This is a genomic window from Asticcacaulis machinosus, assembly GCF_028550435.1.
Taxonomy (GTDB): Bacteria; Pseudomonadota; Alphaproteobacteria; order Caulobacterales; family Caulobacteraceae; genus Asticcacaulis; species Asticcacaulis machinosus.
This window is the reverse complement of record NZ_JAQQKV010000002.1, coordinates 1,128,064-1,145,598: the sequence shown is the minus strand read 5'-3', so window position 1 is coordinate 1,145,598 and position 17,535 is coordinate 1,128,064. Positions and strand designations below refer to the sequence as shown.

General features: G+C 58.0%; 14 protein-coding genes. 10 read left to right on the top strand and 4 right to left on the bottom strand.

Annotated features, from left to right (window positions below; all coding sequences use genetic code 11):
* Window positions 1-118 precede the first annotated feature (118 nt).
* Window positions 119-1,630, bottom strand: a complete 1,512-nt coding sequence (amaB, locus tag PQU98_RS13630) for an L-piperidine-6-carboxylate dehydrogenase (protein ID WP_272745479.1) — start codon at window positions 1,628-1,630, stop codon at window positions 119-121.
* 155 nt (window positions 1,631-1,785) lie between these two features.
* Here amaB and PQU98_RS13625 point away from each other — a divergent pair, with 155 nt between their 5' ends.
* From PQU98_RS13625 to PQU98_RS13610, 4 genes are all read left to right on the top strand, one after another.
* Window positions 1,786-2,682 carry a LysR family transcriptional regulator gene (locus PQU98_RS13625; protein WP_272745478.1) on the top strand — a complete coding sequence of 299 codons (897 nt, stop codon included), beginning with the start codon at window positions 1,786-1,788 and terminating at the stop codon, window positions 2,680-2,682.
* An 85-nt stretch (window positions 2,683-2,767) separates the two neighbouring features.
* Window positions 2,768-3,691: an ABC transporter ATP-binding protein gene (locus PQU98_RS13620; RefSeq protein ID WP_272745477.1), complete on the top strand. Its 924-nt coding sequence runs from the start codon at window positions 2,768-2,770 to the stop codon at window positions 3,689-3,691.
* Window positions 3,688-4,449 carry an ABC transporter permease gene (locus PQU98_RS13615; protein WP_272745476.1) on the top strand — a complete coding sequence of 254 codons (762 nt, stop codon included), beginning with the start codon at window positions 3,688-3,690 and terminating at the stop codon, window positions 4,447-4,449. The genes PQU98_RS13620 and PQU98_RS13615 overlap by 4 nt, the downstream gene beginning before the upstream one ends.
* 335 nt (window positions 4,450-4,784) lie before the next feature.
* A complete protein-coding gene (locus PQU98_RS13610) occupies window positions 4,785-5,303 on the top strand; it encodes a DUF4142 domain-containing protein (RefSeq protein ID WP_272745475.1) in 519 nt (172 codons plus the stop codon).
* Between the two features lie 6 nt (window positions 5,304-5,309).
* Here PQU98_RS13610 and PQU98_RS13605 read toward each other — a convergent pair whose 3' ends face one another.
* Window positions 5,310-6,734, bottom strand: a complete 1,425-nt coding sequence (locus tag PQU98_RS13605) for an HD-GYP domain-containing protein (RefSeq protein ID WP_272745474.1) — start codon at window positions 6,732-6,734, stop codon at window positions 5,310-5,312.
* Window positions 6,735-6,887: 153 nt separating this feature from the next.
* Between PQU98_RS13605 and PQU98_RS13600 the strand changes: the two genes are divergently transcribed.
* On the top strand, window positions 6,888-7,751 hold the full coding sequence (locus PQU98_RS13600; RefSeq protein ID WP_272745473.1) for an alpha/beta hydrolase: 864 nt from the start codon (window positions 6,888-6,890) through the stop codon (window positions 7,749-7,751).
* Here the strand turns inward: PQU98_RS13600 and PQU98_RS13595 are convergent.
* A complete protein-coding gene (locus tag PQU98_RS13595; RefSeq protein ID WP_272745472.1) occupies window positions 7,741-8,919 on the bottom strand; it encodes a Yip1 family protein in 1,179 nt (392 codons plus the stop codon). The two genes, PQU98_RS13600 and PQU98_RS13595, sit on opposite strands and share 11 nt — an antisense overlap.
* Window positions 8,920-9,100: 181 nt before the next feature.
* On the opposite strand from PQU98_RS13595, the gene PQU98_RS13590 reads away from it, so the two are divergent.
* From PQU98_RS13590 to PQU98_RS13575, 4 genes are all read left to right on the top strand, one after another.
* On the top strand, window positions 9,101-9,799 hold the full coding sequence (locus PQU98_RS13590; protein ID WP_272745471.1) for a glutathione S-transferase family protein: 699 nt from the start codon (window positions 9,101-9,103) through the stop codon (window positions 9,797-9,799).
* Between the two features lie 124 nt (window positions 9,800-9,923).
* The gene (locus PQU98_RS13585) at window positions 9,924-12,326 is read left to right on the top strand and encodes a PAS domain-containing protein (protein ID WP_272745470.1); all 2,403 of its coding nucleotides are present in this window, start codon (window positions 9,924-9,926) and stop codon (window positions 12,324-12,326) included.
* Between the two features lie 75 nt (window positions 12,327-12,401).
* Window positions 12,402-13,832 (top strand): 30S ribosomal protein S6--L-glutamate ligase, encoded by a 1,431-nt coding sequence (gene rimK / locus PQU98_RS17140; protein ID WP_272745469.1) that lies wholly within the window; start codon window positions 12,402-12,404, stop codon window positions 13,830-13,832.
* A gap of 3 nt (window positions 13,833-13,835) precedes the next feature.
* Window positions 13,836-14,420, top strand: coding sequence for a Smr/MutS family protein (locus tag PQU98_RS13575; RefSeq protein ID WP_272745468.1), 585 nt, complete (start codon window positions 13,836-13,838; stop codon window positions 14,418-14,420).
* A gap of 116 nt (window positions 14,421-14,536) precedes the next feature.
* On the opposite strand, the gene PQU98_RS13570 is transcribed toward PQU98_RS13575, so the two are convergent.
* The gene (locus PQU98_RS13570; RefSeq protein ID WP_272745467.1) at window positions 14,537-16,585 is read right to left on the bottom strand and encodes a glycoside hydrolase family 97 protein; all 2,049 of its coding nucleotides are present in this window, start codon (window positions 16,583-16,585) and stop codon (window positions 14,537-14,539) included.
* Between the two features lie 123 nt (window positions 16,586-16,708).
* Between PQU98_RS13570 and PQU98_RS13565 the strand changes: the two genes are divergently transcribed.
* On the top strand, window positions 16,709-17,527 hold the full coding sequence (locus PQU98_RS13565) for a DUF6807 family protein (RefSeq protein ID WP_272745466.1): 819 nt from the start codon (window positions 16,709-16,711) through the stop codon (window positions 17,525-17,527).
* The last annotated feature ends 8 nt before the right edge of the window (window positions 17,528-17,535 follow it).

The window sequence follows — 17,535 nt, the reverse complement described above, 5'->3', positions numbered from 1 at the left end:
GGCATAGGCGCGCAAAACCCGCGGCATCAACGCGCTTTGCGCATAGTCGTGCGCCGCATCGCGGATCAGCCGCTCTTCGTCGGATAACTGCGCATCCAGCAGGAAAGGATCGAACCAGTTAAACATCAAACTTGACCCCCTGAGCCAGCGGCAGCGTCCGGCCATAGTTGATGGTGTTGGTGGCGCGGCGCATATAGGCACGCCAGGAGTCTGAGCCCGATTCACGCCCGCCGCCGGTTTCTTTTTCACCACCGAAAGCGCCGCCGATTTCGGCACCGGACGGCCCGATATTGACATTGGCAATGCCGCAATCCGAGCCCGCCGCCGACATGAACAGTTCAGCTTCGCGGACATCGTTGGTGAAGATCGACGACGACAGCCCTGCCCCCACCGCGTTTTGCAGATCAATCGCGTCGCGGATATCCGAATAGCGCATGACATAAAGGATCGGCGCGAAGGTTTCCCGCAACACCGGCCCGATATGAGCGTCCATTTCGACCAAAACCGGGCGGACATAGTAACTATGTGCGCCATTGATATCGACGCGCTCACCGCCGGTTACCTTGCCGCCAACACCGCGCGCTTCGTCGAGGGCTTTCTCGAAGCCCTGAAACGCGTGCGCATCGATCAGCGGCCCGATCAGGGTGCCCTCTTCCAGCGGATGACCGACCTTGACGGAGCCATAGGCCTGCTTCAGCCGTGGCACGAAGGCATCATAAATACTGTCATGGACAAATAAACGGCGCAGGGTCGTGCAGCGCTGACCGGCGGTCCCCATAGCCGCAAACGCCACGCCGCGTAAAGCCAGATCAAGATCGGCGCTTGGCGCGATAATCGCGGCGTTATTGCCGCCCAGCTCCAGCAAGGCACGGGCAAAACGGGCGGCCAGTTTTGGCCCGACAGCACGGCCCATAGCGGTCGATCCGGTGGCGGAGACCAACGGCACCTTGTCGTGCGCCACCAAGGCTTCACCAACCTCTTTGCCGCCGATCAGCAGCGCCGACAGCCCTTCCGGCGCCTCATAACCCGCGGCCTTATATCGATCCAAAGCACGGTTAAACAGGGCATGGGTCGCAAGGGCGGTGAGCGGGGTTTTCTCCGACGGCTTCCACACAATGGCATCGCCGCACACCAGCGCCAGACAGGCATTCCACGCCCACACCGCCACCGGAAAATTGAAGGCCGAAATAATGCCGACCACACCGAGCGGATGCCAGGTTTCCATCATGCGATGATCGGCGCGTTCGGTCGCAATCGTCAGACCGTACAGTTGCCGCGACAAACCGACGGCGAAATCGCAGATATCGATCATCTCCTGCACTTCGCCCAGACCTTCGGACGTGATCTTGCCGACTTCGACCGAAACCAGCTTACCGAACGCGTCCTTATGCGCCCGCAACTCTTCGCCAAACAGACGCACCAGTTCACCGCGCTTGGGCGCCGGGATCAGACGCCATTGCAAAAAGGCCTGATGGGCGGCCTCAATGTGGGTCACCGCCTCAGACACTGAGGTTTCCACCACCTCGGCAATTAACTCACCGGTATTGGGCGAATGCACCTTTAAGGTTCCGCCGATGTGGCCGGATGTGACACCGAGGCTTTCCAATAAAATCCGTGTATCCGCGCTCATGACGAACCTCCCAACCGGATCGGCATCCGGCAATGCAAGACGCAAAGATCATTCGCTTGCGTAATGTTACAACCTGTTTTACCGTGCATAAATGCCAATAACAATGCTAATAACACTGACTATTTTGGCAACATCTCATTCTGAAATTGCATGACATGCTGTCACCCCGCCGTTTTTTGCCGTCACTGTCACTCCTGTCCGCTTTTGAGGCCACGGCTCGTCTGGGCTCAATCACTGCCGCCGCCCGTGAACTCAACCTGACCCAGAGCGCTGTCAGTCGCCAGATCGCTGCGTTAGAGGCACAACTGGAGGTTAACCTGTTCCACCGGGAGCGCCAGACCGTGCGCCTGACCTCCGGCGGCGAAGCCTATGCGCGCGAAATCCGCGAAGCGCTGAAAACTATCCGTACCGCGTCGCTTAATCTGCGCGCCAATCCGATGGGGGGCACGCTTAACCTGGCCATACTGCCGACCTTTGGCGCGCGCTGGCTGGCCCCGCGTCTGCCGACCTTTCTGGCCCAACATCCGGGCATTACGCTGAACCTAAAAACCCGCATTAACACGTTCGATTTCCGGCTGGAGACGATCGATGCGGCCATTCACTTCGGTCATTCGCACTGGCCCGGCACGGACATGGCCCTGCTACGCACCGAAGAGGTCGTCCCGGCGTGCAGCCCTCAGCTTAAAGCCCGCTATGATTTCCGCGAGCCGGGCGATCTGCGTCAGGCGCCCTTGCTGCATCTGACATCACGGCCTGATGCGTGGGAGCGCTGGCTGAATGCTTATGGTGCTGGCGCGGAAAGCGTGCAGGGCATGTTGCTGGACCAATTTGCCACGGCGGCGCAAGTGGCCCGTTCAGGGCTTGGGGTGGCGCTGTTGCCGATTTTTCTGATTGAGGAAGAGTTGTCGAGCGGGCAACTGGTGCGCGCCCTTGATCTGCCGCTCAAAAGTGAGGAGGCCTATTATCTGGCCTGGCCACATGAGCGCGCCCAGCATCCGCCGCTTAACGCCTTCCGGCAATGGCTGCTAAATGAAACGGCGCAGTTCCGTTAAGATAATTTTACACATTCCGCATTGCGTCTGCCGCCCACCGCCTTATATCTGTCCGAACCGGTACATAAACACATAAGGGGTTGCCGTGGAGCCGATCATCGCCATCAAAGGGCTGGAGAAAACCTACGACAGCGGCCATAAGGCGCTCAAAGGCATAGACCTCGATATCCGTCGCGGGGAAATCTTTGCGTTGCTGGGGCCGAATGGCGCCGGCAAGACAACCCTTATAGGTGCCGTGTGCGGACTGGTGCGCCCGACCGGCGGCACCATCACCGCCGATGGCCACGACATCTCCAAAGATTTCCGGGCCGCCCGCGCCAAGATAGGGCTGGTGCCGCAGGAACTGGCGACCGACATGTTTGTGACGGTGTGGAACACGGTCGCCTTTAGCCGCGGTTTATTTGGCCTTGGCCCCAATAAAAAATATCTGGAAAAAATCCTTAAAGACCTCAGCCTGTGGGACAAGAAGGACGCCAAGATCGCCACCCTGTCCGGTGGTATGAAACGGCGCGTGCTGATCGCCAAGGCCCTGTCCCATGAGCCGAAGATTCTGTTTCTGGATGAACCCACCGCTGGCGTCGATGTAGAGTTACGCCGTGATATGTGGCAGATGGTGCGCCGTCTGCGGGAACAGGGTGTGACCATCATCCTGACCACCCACTATATCGAAGAAGCCGAAGACATGGCCGACCGCATCGGCGTGATCAACAAGGGCGAGATCATATTGGTCGAGGATAAGACGGCCCTGATGCGCAAACTAGGCCGCACCGAAGTGGTCATTGGCCTGAAGGAACCCGTTGATACCGCCCCCACTATCAGCGGCCACACGCCGGTCGTGTCCGATGACGGCCTGACCCTGACCTATGTGATTGACGGCGATGAAACCGACGAAGCACCAGCCGATCTGATCAAAAAACTGGCACAGTCGGGTCTGGATTTCACGTCCATCAATATGAACCGCTCCTCGCTGGAGGACATTTTCGTCACTTTGGTGGAGGACAAGGTATGAATCTGCACGGTGTATTGGCCATCTATGGCTTTGAAATGAACAGGTTCCTGCGCACCATTTTTCAGAGCATCGCCTCCCCTGTCCTGTCTACCTCGCTCTATTTCATCGTCTTTGGCTCGGCTATCGGCAGCCAGATGACTGAGATCGGCGGCGTATCCTATGGCGCGTTCATTGTGCCGGGCCTGATCATGCTGACAGTACTGACCGAAAGCGTATCGAACTCATCGTTCGGCATCTATCTGCCGCGTTTTACCGGTACGATCTATGAGGTGCTGTCTGCACCCGTTGAGGTAGGCGAAGTGATTTTGGGTTATGTGGGGGCCGCCGCCACCAAATCGGTCATTATCGGCACCATAATCCTTGCCACCGCGCGCCTGTTTGTGCCGTTTGAGATTGTGCATCCTCTGGCCACGGCCGGTTATCTGGTGCTGATCTCGGTGACCTTTTCCCTGTTCGGATTTATCCTGGGCATCATCGCTGACGGGTTTGAAAAGCTTCAGATCGTGCCCATGCTGATCATCACGCCCCTGACCTTTCTCGGCGGCACATTTTATTCCATCAGCATGTTGCCCCCTGCCTGGCAGACCGTGACCCTGTTCAATCCGATAGTCTATCTGGTCAACGGCTTTCGCTGGACCTTCTACGGCAAGGCCGATGTCAATATCGCCGTCAGCTTAGGGATGACAGTTCTGTTTATGGCGATCTGTGTCGCTATTATTTCGTGGGTATTCAAGACAGGATACCGCTTGCGCACCTAGGTTTCTTTAGTCCCTCGTCGGCATTTGTCTTTGGCCCTTACCAGGCAGTGGCTACGCCACCTTGGCCGCGCCGCTGGTGGCGGCCTGAGCGGAATGATTCCTCAAAAAATCATTCCGCACTAATCCATCCAATTACGGACATTTTACAATTATTGCGCCTAAACCACTTCCGAACTTATCCACAAGACGTTAAAATCCAGAAACGGTGAGAATCGCCCGTCAGGCTGCCCATAGGTCTGAACCACCGCAAACGGTAAACTCAGGCAAATAAAAAAGTTTGGTGTGTGATGGGTTGTCCGCGCGGTTGCCGCGCTCCAACCTCAAGGCGATTTTCAATGTTCATGTCTCCCCACAATCTGACGGCCTTGCTGTCAAACGCCCTGCCCTTTCCGGCAGCCCATAAATTTAACCGCAGCCTGACGGGCGCACAGTTTGCCGCGCGTGCCGCCATGCTCAATGGCTGTGCCATTAAACTGCATCGGCTGGCCATTGAGCGTTCACAACGGGCCGAAGTGCGCGACTATGCCCGCCAGATGGCCGAGGCCCATATATGGACCGCCGAAGCCCTTTTGACATCAGTTCAGGGTGCGCATCTGAATGTCGGGCTTGATCAGCACCCGGATGATCGCCACACCAGACGGCTGGACGCGCTTACCCTCGTCTCATCGTCAGATTTCGACTACGATTATATCGACGCGCAGAACCGGCTTTATATGGAATTGATCGTGCTTAGTGAGCAATATATCGAAACCGGAGCCGATAAGACGCTGGTATTTTTTGCCACCAACACCCTGTCCTATCTCAGCCACCACCTTCAGCAATTTGCGCCCGTGACTGAGGCAAGCTGTCAGTAAAACGGCTTACGCCACCTTCATAACCGGGGCCTGCCCATCAATCATCAGGGTGTCATCGCTGCCGTTGCGTTCGATCAGATCTATGGCGCGCTTCAGGGCCTCATAGCAGACCGGATCGATGGCGGAACCGACGCTATCGCCGATGATATCGAGCGCCTTCCCCACCGGCATGGCCGCGCGGTAAGGCCGGTCAGCGGTCAGGGCGTCAAAGAAATCCGCTGTCGAGATGATGCGGGTTTCAAAGCTGATCTGATCGGCCGCCAGGCCATGCGGATAGCCCTTGCCATCAAGGCGCTCATGGTGAGCGCCGGCGATCTGCGCCAGTTCGGCAAAGGCCGAAATGCGCGACAGTATATGCTCGGTATAGAGGGCGTGGTTTTGCATCTGCACCCACTCATCCCCCTCAAGCTTACCCGGTTTATCGAGGATAGTGTTGGAGACCCCAAGCTTTCCAACATCATGCAAAAGGGCCGCCCGCTTTAGCCAGCGCCGGACGTGATCGTCCAGGCCCAGAACCTCACCCATCATGTCGGTATAGAGCGCCACCCGCGCCGAATGACCGGCGGTATAGGGACTTTTGGAATCGACCACCTGCCCGAAGGCGATCGCGATATCATCCAGGAAATCTTCATCCAGTTCGACTTCGCGACTGGCGGGCTCAAGGCCGTAAACCTGCGCGTTCAAATCCGTATCGGACAGGCCTTCCCAGAAACCGGGCCGGGCCGAGGTCTCAAGAAACGCGTCGGCCATTTCCGGCTCAAACCACGTGCCTGCGCGCTTTTGAACCTCATTGATGGCCGCCAACCGGCCATGACTGGTGTTGAAGACATCGACCACCTGCGTCAGCAGCGCAATACGGGCATAGGGCGATATCTCACGGCCTTTGAGCTTTTGCGGCTGCCCCTTGCCGTCCCAGTGCTCATCAAGGTCGCGGATGCCGATGGCGACGGCTTCGGAAAAGCGCAGTTGGCGGGCAATATCGGCACCGCGCGTGCAGCGGGTCTCAATCAGTTCGCGCGACAGCTCCCCGCCATTCTGAAAGATGTTAATTGTCGCGCGAAACCGTGCGGCCAGATCGGCCTTCAGTCCGGTATGCGACATGACAAAGCCCAAGATATTGGACAGGTCGGAATCGATTTCCTTAAAGTCACGCTTAAAGCTTAAATCATCGGTCAGATAAAGCTGACAGATGCGCGCGGCATTGGACGAACAGCCCAGATCCTTAAGCAGCAGGACATAATAAAGCTCCCACCGTTGCCGGTCGTTAAGCTCCAGCTCATCGGCCATGTGCATGCCGATATAGGCACAGCGCACGCAGTGTCCTTCTGGCTGGCCTTCGGTCATATCAAGCGCGTGCGACAGGGCTCCTAAAAGTTCGGACAGCCTGAGGCTTTTTGCCGCAATATCCGGCAATCTCGGTGCCTTTTGCACGATGTGACCTTCCCTACCGTTAAGGTAATGTCCTCAGATCAGGATAGCCTATCCCATCAGGCTTAATATTGATTTACACCCCATCGGCTGATGCGCAGGCACACGATTCAGGTTATGCACGCTTACTACGCGTAGTATAACCCGGACACCACCATGCCCCGTCATCGCTCAGGCGCTCTGAAACTCTTTTCCCTCATCGGCCGGATCGCGCTGGTGGTGGCGCTGGCGATTTATCTGCTGATCCTGGGGTATATCTACTTCAATCAGCAAAACATGCTGTATGAAAAGGTCACCACCGTCACAACCCCCAAGGTCGATGGCGTGCCGGACATCGAAGACATCCGCCTTAAGACCCCCGATGGCGAAACCCTGCGGGCGTGGTATCTGCCGCCGGACGAGGACAAGCCGCTAATCCTGTTTTTCGGCGGCCAGGGCTCAGGCATTCACGACCAGTCGGATCGCTATATCCACATGCACCGCGAAGGGGTCGGGTTTCTGGCTGTGTCTTATCGCGGCTATGCCGGATCAACCGGCACCCCCACCGAACAGGGGTTATTCACCGATGCCGCCACGGCCTATGACTGGCTGACCGCGCAGGGCTATAAGCCGGAACGGATCATCATTCATGGCCATTCACTGGGCTCAGGCGTGGCCACTTGGCTTGCGACCCAACGTCCGGCCCTCGCGTTGATACTGGAGGCCCCGTTCACCGCCGCCGCCGATGTCGGACAGGAGCGCTATCCTTTGCTGCCGGTGTCCTTTCTGATGAAGGACAAATACCTGTCGCGCGACCGGATCAAGGATGTGCACATTCCGGTGCTGATCGCCCACGGCGACCGCGATACGGTGATCCCGTTTCACCACGGAGTAAGGCTCTATGATCTGGCCAATCAGCCCAAAACTTTTGCCCGTTATGACGGTTCCGGCCATTCGACCCTGGTGCGTGACGGCCTTTATGAGCGCAGCGTCTGGCCGTTTCTGGGGCTGAGTAAAGCCGCGAAAAAACCTACTGAATAAGCTTCTCCGCACGGGTGAGTCCCACCGCATCGACGGCACTTTTCAGGGTTGCCATCTCGACATTGTCGCCCTCAGCCTCGATCAGAATCCGCTCTGACACCAGCACCGAATATTTGCCGTGCTTGGTATCGGCATCATAGGATTCCGAGACTAACCGGCCATTTTCGGTCGTGATTTTCTCGTAAGACTCACCGACCTTTCGGCTCGAATTGACGTTCATAGCCGTGCCCAGCGCCGCCATGGCGCCCATAGCCCCGATATCGGTAACCTTGACGTTGAGATTACCGTCTTCGATCAGGTATTGAGCCTCAGCGCTGGAGCCCGAATATTGCCCGACCGAATTGGCACTGGTGGTCACCTCACCACGGGCAGCCCCCGCCACCATCGCGGGCATCAACCCTTCGAGCAGGTTGGGGTCAACAACCTTTATCGCTTCGGCATTTTGCATTTTTTCGGCGGCATCTTCCATCTTGCGCGCCGCCGCTTCAAGGCCCGTCACGTCAACGGTTTTGCCATTGATGGTCACCTCCGCCGGCGTATTGGCGGCGATATTGGCCCCGGCCCCGCTGACCAACCCCATGACGGGGGCCACCACCGCAAACAGCACCAGATTTACCACGATGCCGACCACAACCACCGCCAGCGTAAAGGTCGTTGATTTCTCGACCGGCGACTTCATCAGGCGCGGCAATCCGCGATACATCAGATAGATGCCGTAAAGTCCCAGCAACCCCAGCACCCCCAGATGCGGGATCAGGCTGAAAATTCCGGCCAGCCAGCCGGGCGTATTGCTGTAGGCCGCCACCTTATAGGCTTCGGTCGCGTTCTTTTCGCCCTGAAAGGTCGGGCTCAGGGCATTGATGACCAGCGACAAAATCCACACCGACAGCAGGGACAGGCCATAAATCAAAAGGGCCGACAGGGCCGATTGCCACAGGGGCGGCTTAACGCTGAACAGGAAGGCATTGACGCCAAAAACCTGACTGCCGATCAGGCTGGCCAGTGCCGGGATGGCCGCCAGTATCAGCACATAACGGCTGAATACATCTTTGCCGGTAGTCGTCTCCTCAGCGATTTTGTCCCATTCCAAAGATGGCTGCAGCAGGATATGACGGATACGCGCCACTAAGGATGATGTGGCCTGATGATTGTCCTCTACCGCGCTCATGCTATCCCCCGATGGTCTTTGATCCGTTGATGGGAAATCATGACCAATAAGCCCATAAGGGTCAATGCGGATACGGTAAATTTCGCGTAACCGGTGAAATGGCCCAGGTTGATCCGACTTGGAGCCACAGCCAAAGCGTAATATAATTATTTGAACTCATAACCTTACAGGGTGACTGTCCATGTATAACCTCTACATCGCCAATAAGAACTATTCGTCATGGTCGCTGCGTCCGTGGGTGCTGTTAAGCGAACTGGGCATTGAGTTTGTCGAGCATATGAATTTCTTCAAAGGCGGTTACGGCAAAAATCCTGAGTTTCTGAAATTCTCGCCAACCGGTCTTGTGCCCTGTCTGACGGAACACAGCGTAACCGTGTGGGACTCTCTGGCGATTGCCGAATATGTCTATGAGCAGCACCCGTCTGTCTGGCCGAAGGACCACGCCGCGCGGGCCTGGGCGCGGTCGGCGGCGGCTGAGATGCACTCCGGGTTTTCAGCCCTGCGTAACACCTGCTCGATGAACTGCGGCGTGCGCATCAAACTGCGCGACATCACCCCGGCGCTGCAAAAGGATCTCGACCGGCTGGAGGCCCTGTGGCTGGATGGGTTGAAGCGTTTTGGCGGGCCTTATCTCGCGGGCGATAAGTTTACCGCCGTCGATGCGTTTTTCTGTCCGGTAGCGTTTCGGGTGCGCAGCTATGGCCTTAAACTGTCGCCCAAATCAGCCGCCTATGTCGAGCGCCTGCTGGATCTGGAGTCGATGCAGATCTGGTACGAAGCGGCATTGGCCGAAAAAGCCCGCGATCCGGACCATGAGGCCGAGCTTGAGGCCGCCGGTGACGTGATTGCCGACTACCGCGCCCAAGCTGAACCTGTATAATTCCCCCTGCAGGGCATATAGGTACAGTTCTTGCTAAAACTGACAACTGAAGGGCGTAGTGTGTCGTAAATGCACACTGCACCTTCGAAGATCAGGTTTGCGCGTGCGGTAAAAAGGGGTTGTTATGTTGCTGGAGACTGAAGCCGATCTGGTAATGGTGCTGGGCGCCGCCGCCGGTATTCTTCTGTTTCTGGCGCTGGCCTGTGGCGTGATCGCGGTCATGAAAACCTTTCAGGTGCGTCAGTTCCAGACCCTGCTGCACAATTCGGACCGCAAGGTCGATAACTTAGAGCGCCGTATTTTTAACGTGCTCAACGCTGTACCGGTGGCGCTGGTCGAAACCGACCTGACCGGAAAATTCACCTTTGCCAACAAGGCCGCCCATCAGTTGCTGGGCCGTAAGGACTCTGAACTGATCGGGCTGCGCTTTCACTCGGCGACGTGGGGGATCACCTATCCCGATGGCCGCATGATCCCGCCGGATCTTTTGCCGATTGCGCGCACGCTTCGTGGCCAGACGGTTAAGGGCTTTCAGCACATGCTGGCCCACCCGGTGACGCGCGGTAAGGTGATGATCTCGGTCACCTCCATGCCGATCGTCAGCCCCCACGGTGAAATCACCGGCTCAAGTGCGGCCTTTGTCGAAATCGAATCTCAGGCCGGCGAAGGCATTGGTGATATCACCGGTGTGTGGCGCGGCCACTGGTTCACCGCTGCGGCTGTGCCGTTCTGGGGCCTTGATCTGGCGGGCAAGGTGCTTGATCTCAATGGGGCCGCGGTCGATATTTTGTCGACCACACGCGACGACAGTCTGGGGCAAAGCTGGGCCCAAAGTTTCGTCAACGATACGGATTTCCAGCACGCCGTCGATTATTTGGCGCAGGTTCAGGCCGATGCGGCCGCTCATCACCCGCCCGCCCCGCAAACGCTTAGCCTGAAACGCGCCGATGGCACGGCGCAAACGGTTATGGTCAGCGCCTGGAAAGTGCACACGCCTGATGGTGCCGATCAGGGCCTGACGGTCATGGCTGTGCCCGCACCGGTATCCTTGGCCACTCCGGTTGCCGAACCGGCACCGATCCCGCTGGATGATGACACCGCACAGGCGCTTGAGGATCTGCGTCAGGCCGAAACCGCCCGCGCTAATCTGGGGGTAGGCGTGTGGGTCTATGATCGCGACGCCGACACCATTGTCGAAGACGAAGGTATGCGCCGTCTTATCGGACGCGAAACCATAGGCGGGCCCACCCTGATTTCCGATGAAGATCAGGCCGTTGCCGACAAAGCCTTTGCCGCCCTGATGGCCGGGGATAGCGATACACTCGATATTGAACTGCGGGTCGGGCCAACCGATCAGCCGCTGCGTTGGATCAATCTTAAGGGCCGCGCAGACACCCGTGATGATGGCACCCGCGACGTGTCGGGCATAGCGCTCGATATCAGCAGCTACAAGGCTAAGGCGACACCCGAAGCCGCCGCGCCCGTTGCCGAACCCGCCGAGACGCCTGAAGCGACACCCATAGAAACGATCGAAGAGATCGAAGCCCGCCTCAGACCCGCCATTGAGGCCGAGCTCTTGGCACAGGCTGAAACCGATATTGCCGGACAGATCGAAGCCGCCATAGCCTCTGAGCGCTCCCGCATGGAACAGGTCATGGCTGAGACTGTGGCTAAAGCGCAGGAGGATGCCACCGCTGAAGCGCAAGGCGCCCTGATGGCCGAAATCGACGCCCTGAAATCGAGACCCGAACCGGAGCCCGAACCAGAACCTGTAGCGGTTCCGTCCGCCAGAGAGGTGGCGCAAACCTTATCCAAACTGACCCGCGTGTGGGCTTTACGCAGCGGTACACCGACCCTGATCAGCCTGTCGGCCGACTGGCATGACCTGACCGGACTGATGGCTCACGAATTTATGGGCGAAGGCTTCCTGGATCCCGTCCACCCTGATGATCAGGCCGCGCTGTTTGATACGCTTAAAGATTTCATGACCGGCAGCCGCGGCGGCTCAGTTAGCTACCGCGTGCGCGATAGTGAGGGCAACTATGTCCGCCTCATGGAACAGATTACACCGTCATTTGATCATGGCGTCTTTGACGGCCTGATCGGCATGGCGTTTGAGATTGAACATCTGATGCCTGCCCCCATCATCGAAACCGCCCCCGAACCCGTTATCGCCCCCGTTGATATGACTGAGCTTACCAAGCTGCGCGACGAACTTGATGATCTGCGCCAATCCCTCAACTCGGCCATCGCCAGCAAGGCCTCACTTGAAGAAAAAGCGCGCAAACTGGACGACGCCCTGCAACAGGCCCAGAAATATGAAACGGCGGGTCGCCTGACCTTTAATGTCGCCAATGATTTCGGCCAGATGCTGCATGTCATCAATGGCGCGCTCGACATGATGCAAAAGCAGTCGAACAACCCTGAGAACATCCGCCGCCTGTCCGAGGCCGCACTTGTGGCTGGCAAACGCGGCGAACGCCTGACCCGCCAGTTGCAGGCCTTTACGCAAGCGGATGAAGACTAGCGCTCAAAGTCAAAAATCCGTCATGGATCATCGCTAAGGCCAAAGATAAGATAGGCCGTAGCCAGAGGATTTTTCATGACCGACGCCCCCCTGAATACATCTCTCAACATGCCGCTGACCTTTGGCTGGGAAGAATGGCTGGGGCTGCCGGATCTGGGACTTCCGGCCATAAAGGCCAAGGTCGACACGGGTGCGCGCACCTCATCACTGCATGCCGTCGATATAGAACCGTTCGGAACGCAGAGCAGGCCACGGGTGCGCTTTGTGGTCAATCCGATCGCCGGTCGCCATGATGTCGAAGTCGTCTGTTCGGCGGATATTATCGGACAGCGCGAAGTCACCTCATCTAACGGCGAAACCGAATTACGCTACTTCATCGAGACCCGCCTTGATGTCGAAGGCCGCCTGATCCCGATCGAGGTTTCCCTGACCAACCGCGAAGGCATGGCGTATCGCATGTTGCTGGGCCGGCAAGCTCTGGAAAGCATGGGCGCGCTGGTCGATCCGGTCCGGTCGCAGATTTTGCCGCCGCGCTCATATGAGGTCTATACGGGTTCTGAAGCCCCCGCCGTGCGCAGGCCTTTGCGCATTGCCCTGCTCACTCAGGATGCCAGCAACTATTCCAGCCGCGCCATTATCGACGCCGCCCAAAGCCGCGACCACGTCATTGAGGCCATCACCACCTCGCGCTGCTATATGAACATCAATGTCCTGCGCCCCGAAGTGCATTATGACGGCAAGCCTCTGCCGCAATTCGATGTGGTCATCCCGCGCATCGGTGTGCCCATGACCAGCTATGGTCTGGCGGTCGTGCGTCAGTTTGAGACCACCGGCGCCTATTGCCTCAACCGCTCCAACGCCATTGCCGCGTCACGCGATAAGCTCCATGCGCTGCAGGTTCTGGCGCGCAAAGGCATCCCTATGCCGGTGACCGCCTTTGCCAAAAGCCCAAAGGATACAGACTATGTGGTCGACCTCGTGGGCGGCGCGCCTTTGGTGGTTAAGCTGACCAAGGGGGCACAAGGCCGCGGGGTGGTTCTGGCCGATACGCGGCTGGCGGCATCATCCGTCATCTCCGCCTTTCGCGATTTAGATGCCGAACTGCTGACGCAGGAGTTCATCAAGGAAGCCGACGGCGAAGACCTGAGATGTTTTGTCATTGGCCATAAGGTCGTGGCGGCCATGATGCGCCGCGCCAAGATCGGTGATTTCCGCGCCAATCTCCATCAGGGCGGCGACGCGCTCAGTGTGGACATTTCGCCCGAAGAGGCTCAGATTGCGGTAAAGGCCGCCCGCGCTTTGGGCTTACAGGTCGCGGGTGTTGATATTTTACGTTCCAAAACCGGCCCGAAAGTCTTAGAGGTCAATTCCTCACCGGGCCTGCAAGGCATTGAAAAGGCCTCAGGCGTTAAGGTCGCCGACCTGATCATCGGCCACATAGAGGGCCGGATGCGGCCGATACAGCGTTTAGGGGCCAAAAGCCCAAGGTTATTGCGGAGAGAGTAAACGGTGGCGAAGGGCTCAAAAAGCGAAGATCAAAAGCTTTGGGCCCTGGTGACCGCGACCGTGCGGCCCTATATTTCGCGCAAAATCTCCCGCAAAATAGCGCCCGCCAAACCGACTGAGCCCGAAGTGGTTCAGGTTCGCGATATGCCCGATATGGTCGCTAAACCGCTGCCCAAACCTGAGCCTTTGACCCCGTTCAAAATCGGGGATGCCATTAAACCTGACGGCGGTTACCGGCTGGTGCGCACCGCATCGTTTGAACCCGATCCGATTGAGCCGAAACGCAAACGCCGCATCACCCGCGAACGCGACCCGATTGAGGCCCGCCTTGACCTGCATGGCCTGAACCAGATCGCGGCTGAGGCCCGCCTGAAAGCCTTTGTGCAGCAGGCCTATGCCAATGATTACCGCGCTATTCTGGTCATTACCGGCAAAGGCATGGCTGAAAACGGCATCCTGAAACGCAATGCGCCGGAATGGCTGGCCGATCCGGCTATGTCATACATGGTCGCGGGCATATCCCAGGCCCATACCCGCCACGGCGGCTCCGGCGCGTTGTATGTGGCGCTCAAAAAGCGCCAGCGATAATCCTTCTCCCTGTGTACGGGGAGAAGGTGGCTCCAAGCATTGGAGCCGGATGAGGGGCACTCTTCCGCATAGGCCCCTCACCCCAACCCTCTCCCCGCAAGCAGGGAGAGGGGTTCTTACTTTTTCTTACCCGCCGGGCTGAGTTTCACAACCGCCCCGCCATTGGCCGCGAGTTTCAGCGTAATCGTCTGCGCCTTATCCACCTTGGCGTCGCTGACGTTCAGGGTCGAGATCGTAGCCCCGTCCTGCCAGAGTTTGGCGCCATACGCACCATCCCCCAGGAACCCCAGCGGCACGGTCACGGCGCGGGCCTGATCGTCAGTCATGGCGCCAATGTACCAGTCCTTGCCCGACCGGCGGCCGATGACCACGCTTTGGCCGATCTCACCCGTGATAAACCGCGTTTCATCCCATGACGCCGGAACCGCTTTGATAAAATCAACACCGTCTTCCCAAGTGCCGTCTGCCTTACGATACGCAGGCGGCGAATCCGACACCATGCCAAACGGGCTCTCATAGACCACATACATGGCCAGAGCGGCCCCGCGCGTCGTCATGACATAGGGGTTGATAAAGCTTTGCTTTGACGGAAACTCCGCCGGTGTCGCATGACGGAACCCGCCCTGCGTATAGTCCATCGGCCCCAGTAGACCGCGGGTATAGGCCAGCATGATGTTATGATGGGCGGTGATCCGGCGGCTCCATTTGTTGTTCTCCGCCCCCAGAACGCCTTCCTGAGTCATGTAGTGCGGATAGGTGCGGGTCAGCCCCGCCGGCGGAAACGCGCCGTGCAGATCGACCATGATCTTATGCTGCGCCGTCTTGGTCAGAAGCCGCTGGTAATAGTCCATGATCTCCTGATCATTGCGGTTCAGGAAATCGACCTTGATGCCTTTGATACCCCAGCGCTCATAGGTCGCCAAAGCCTCATCCATCTGGTTATCCAGTTGCTGCCATTGCAGCCAGATCCACACCCCCACCCCCTTGGATTTGGCATAGCGGATGATCTCCGCCATATCCATTTCGGGCTTGGGCTTAGTGACATCGGCCGCCGCATTGGGCTCCACCGTCGATCCCATCGACCAACCTTCGTCGATCAGGATATACTCCAACCCAAGGTCTGCCGCGAAATCGGTATAGGCCTTATAGGTGGCGGTATTCATGCCGGATTTCTGACCGTTCGCATTGTGGGGCGCAGGCAAAGGGAAATCGTTGCCGTTCCACCAGTCCCACGCCGACAGGCCGGGCTTGATCCATGAGGTATCGGCCACGATCGATGGCTCACCCAAGGCATTGATCAGGTTGCTATCAATCAGATTTCCGGGCTGATCGCCCAGCATGATCACCCGCCACGGGGTTTCAAAACCGTTTGTCGCGTCAATACGTGCGGCACGGGTGTTAAAGCGCGCGCCGGGGTCATTGTCCTTACGCGGGGTCAGCACGACCTTAACGCCGTAACTGGCGTCGCTAAGCGCCGTGTAATAGGCGCCGGGATAGGCCTTAAGGTTGGATTCCGCGATCGCAAAGGCCGCCTCGCCGGTATCGCACACGACGGGGGCCTGAAACAGGTGGAACACCCGCATCTGAGACGCCTTGATGGCGTCATGTTCGCCCTCAAAACTGTTTTCAAACCGCCCCTGATTCAGCCCCCAGCAGTCGTAATCGGCGGCGAAACTAAACGTGGTCATCTCGTCCTGAAGGTCGAACGTCGCCACCCCGTCCTGCTTGGGGATCACATATCGGAACGCTACCCCGTCATCATAGGCGCGCACGATCAGCTTTAAGGTTTTCACGTCGCCGGTGGCCGCTACATAAGTAAACTCAGTTTGATTATACCGCGCGTTTACGGACTTTACCTTGCCGACAGGAAGCGTAAACTGATCGGCACCAGACGTGGTTTTCTGATCGATAAGCGTAAACCCGCCGGCCCCGATGGCGGTGCCGAATGGCGGACGGTTTTGCAGGGTAAGACCAAGGCTTGAGGGCGTAATGACCGCCTTGCCATTGCGGCTGACGGCATAGGTCAGCCCCTTATCGGTCAGAGTGACTTCGATCCGGTTGCGCTGATCGGGTGAGGCGGCGGTAAAGGTTTCCGCCGCTGCCGGACCGGCGCAGATGAGTGTAACTAAGGCGCACGCGTGCAGTATGTTGGTTTTAATGGCCATGATCGCTTCCCTGATGTGTGCCGTTCGGCATTTCTTTTTGATGGGTGTTAAGGCACCCTAAAGTCAGGCGGCGGTCAAGGCTTAATTCCTATTACAAATTGTTTTAAGGCTTAGGAGGTTGTGATGGCAAACGCGGTATTGACGGGCTGGAAAGCCGAACAGGGCCTGACCTATGTGCGCCTGTACCACCGCAATAAGCCGGTCATGACCTACCATTTCGCGCCGTGCCGCAACTATGAGCCGTGGCGGATGAACTATATCCATCCGGTTCATGGCCTGTCAGGCGCGGTGCTGACCGAAAATACCCCCGAAGATCACCACCATCAGCGCGGCCTGTTCTGGGCGTGGCGGGAAATCTACCTGCTGGGCGAAAAGATCGCCGATGGCTGGGAAGGCCACAATATCCGCTTTGAACCGTTGAGCTTTGAACATGTCGAAGACCTAAGCGGCAACTATAGCTTACGCGGCCATTACCGCTGGTACTCGACCAAGCATGACGCCGATTTGCCGATCATGGATGAGGCCGTGGTGATTACGCTCCATCCTGATGATGAGCATGGCCGCCGGTTTAGCGTCGATATCACGCTCAAGGCATTAGTGGCGGGCCTGAGTTTGGGCGGCACGCCCGATAAAGGCTATGGCGGGCCGAGCGTGCGCTTCCTCCATTCCGAAGACATCACGATCCGCACCAAAGGTCAGGCCGTGACGGCCCAGTTTGCGGCGGTTGAAACCGGTGATGCCGTGGCCTTTAGCTGGCCCCTGCGGCCCGATATGCCCGATGAGATTGAGCTGTCCTGCCTGATCAATGGCACGCCGTGGACCACCTGGGTGCTGCGCCAGGAAAAAAGCATGCAAAACGCCGCCTACCCCGGCTTAGGCTCTGTGCCGGTCGATATGGAGGCCCCGCTGAATATCCACCTTAACTGGCGTCAGGCGGTTTAGGGCCGCAT